Below are 1,471 nucleotides of genomic sequence, written 5' to 3'. Positions count from 1 at the left end.
AGCCATTGAAACCAATCTCGGAACTCGCTGAAAATCTCTACAATCTCTCTAAAACACCTTTGGTGTTGTAAGGTTAAGCCTCACGGATCATTAGTACTGGTTAGCTCAATGCATCGCTGCACTTACACACCCAGCCTATCAACGTCTTAGTCTTAAACGTTCCTTCAGGGGCCTTAAAGGCCCAGGGAAGACTCATCTCGAGGCAAGTTTCGCGCTTAGATGCTTTCAGCGCTTATCTTTTCCGCACTTAGCTACCGGGCAGTGCCATTGGCATGACAACCCGAACACCAGTGGTGCGTTCACTCCGGTCCTCTCGTACTAGGAGCAACCCCTCTCAATCTTCCAACGCCCACGGCAGATAGGGACCGAACTGTCTCACGACGTTCTAAACCCAGCTCGCGTACCACTTTAAATGGCGAACAGCCATACCCTTGGGACCTACTTCAGCCCCAGGATGTGATGAGCCGACATCGAGGTGCCAAACACCGCCGTCGATATGAACTCTTGGGCGGTATCAGCCTGTTATCCCCGGAGTACCTTTTATCCGTTGAGCGATGGCCCTTCCATTCAGAACCACCGGATCACTAAGACCTACTTTCGTACCTGCTCGAGCCGTCACTCTCGCAGTCAAGCTAGCTTATGCCTTTGCACTAACCTCACGATGTCCGACCGTGATTAGCTAACCTTCGTGCTCCTCCGTTACTCTTTGGGAGGAGACCGCCCCAGTCAAACTACCCACCAGACACTGTCCTCACCCCAGATTATGGGGCCGAGTTAGAACATCAAACATTAAAGGGTGGTATTTCAAGGTTGGCTCCACGCAGACTGGCGTCCACGCTTCAAAGCCTCCCACCTATCCTACACATCAAGGCTCAATGTTCAGTGTCAAGCTATAGTAAAGGTTCACGGGGTCTTTCCGTCTTGCCGCGGGTACACTGCATCTTCACAGCGAGTTCAATTTCACTGAGTCTCGGGTGGAGACAGCCTGGCCATCATTACGCCATTCGTGCAGGTCGGAACTTACCCGACAAGGAATTTCGCTACCTTAGGACCGTTATAGTTACGGCCGCCGTTTACTGGGGCTTCGATCAAGAGCTTCGCCTTGCGGCTGACCCCATCAATTAACCTTCCAGCACCGGGCAGGCGTCACACCGTATACGTCCACTTTCGTGTTTGCACAGTGCTGTGTTTTTATTAAACAGTTGCAGCCAGCTGGTATCTGCGACTGGCTTCAGCTCCGAGAGCAAGTCTCTTCACCTACGCGCCAGCGTGCCTTCTCCCGAAGTTACGGCACCATTTTGCCTAGTTCCTTCACCCGAGTTCTCTCAAGCGCCTTGGTATTCTCTACCTGACCACCTGTGTCGGTTTGGGGTACGATTCTGTGTTACCTGATGCTTAGAGGCTTTTCCTGGAAGCTTGGCATCAACTACTTCTGCACCGTAGTGCATCGTCATCACGCCTCAGGGTTGTA

The 1,471-nt window shown here is 52.2% G+C and carries 1 rRNA gene (running past one end of the window); it reads right to left on the bottom strand.

From position 1 onward, the window contains the following. Positions 1-69 precede the first annotated feature (69 nt). A 23S ribosomal RNA gene (locus AC1RKG_RS24770) occupies positions 70-1,471 on the bottom strand; it runs 1,599 nt beyond the window's last position.

The sequence above is a fragment of the Serratia sp. GW822-FHT06D09 genome (assembly GCF_058799515.1).
Note: the sequence above shows the minus strand (reverse complement) of the source record. Positions and strands in the feature narration are given on the sequence as shown.